The 1,162-nt window shown below is 52.3% G+C and carries 1 protein-coding gene; it reads left to right on the top strand.

All coding sequences use genetic code 11. The features are described 5' to 3' along the window. Positions 1-522 precede the first annotated feature (522 nt). Entirely contained in the window at positions 523-693 is a 171-nt protein-coding gene (locus B0I28_RS27575; RefSeq protein ID WP_170923412.1) for a hypothetical protein, read from the top strand. The last annotated feature ends 469 nt before the right edge of the window (positions 694-1,162 follow it).

Here is a 1,162-nt window from a genome sequence, read left to right as displayed (position 1 = left end):
GCCGGATCCGGTGCACCTCGCGGGCGATCACCGCTGATCGCTCGGCAGGTTCGACTTCGTTGATGTTTGGCAGCATGATCGTCAGCAGCGCGTTCAACGGACGACCGGACCGTGCGGCTTGGCCATGAGCCGCTTGCAGATCTCGACGCTGCGCCGACGAGATGGTTCTCGTCGCCCCGACGTCTCGCCATGCTGCGCTACCGTATCGCCACCATGGTGCACGAGGTCTGCCACGAGGGCGATTATTTTCTCCGTCACAACAACATATATGTGCCGGTGTTTCCTGTAGCGCTGTGGTCTCCGCCTCTGATCCAGATTTAAGACATTGATCTTTATGCCATTCGATCTCCGATAAGGCGATTTCTGGGCGAAGGGGAAGTGGTATTTCGGTTTGGGCCGGATCGGCGGCGATGACGCGGTCGATCGCAGTCGAAATGATCGCCAAATGGGTGGCCGGTGCTTGCCCAAAACGGGCGTCTGAGATAGGGTGCATTCTGTTATTAGGGTCCTCTTGAGATTCTGATGACTGGCTACCGCGAAGAATTTCTGAGCACCCTGTCAGATGTGGCGTCTGACGGGGCGCGCCCTGTTGTGCGAAGCGCAACAAAGGCCGTGCATCTTGCCACCGATCGGCTGCGGCTGCAACATATTCGATTTATTGATGAATTATCGGGTATTTATTCATTTCGCTGATGCCTTCTTTTCTAGGTTTTCCAACGGCGTTTAGTTGCCTTTGCAATTATTTCTTTTGTTATGGGCGGCGGTTCTGATGGCGGAGATTCCGATCTCCTCTTCTCTCTCGCCTATCTCCTTCTCTCTTTTGTCGTCGCCAGCCGCGTGGCATTATGGGCATCCTTCTCGAATTTCGCCTTTTGTCGCTGCGATAAATTTCGACGGTTACAGATGTACCGGGGGCTGGTTTGTATAAAAAGATTAGGAAATCAAAGCGGCGTGTTTCTTCTGTAGAGCATGATGAATATGTAATCAGCTTGATTGAAGAATCTCATAGAGTTCTTTCGATAGTAATAGTAGATGAATTGCACTCACCTTCTGTGCGGGCGGCTGCGCAAATTGCCGGCGAAAATTTGCTTCTCTTCCTTGATGAGCTATCAGGCCTTCATCCTGAAGGCGATGAATTCGACGAGCTTGCAGAAGCGTGACT

Source organism: Glycomyces artemisiae, assembly GCF_003002955.1.
GTDB classification, from domain to species: Bacteria; Actinomycetota; Actinomycetes; order Mycobacteriales; family Micromonosporaceae; genus Glycomyces; species Glycomyces artemisiae.
The sequence above is the reverse complement of the archived record's forward strand: the minus strand, read 5'-3'. Positions and strand labels throughout refer to the sequence as shown.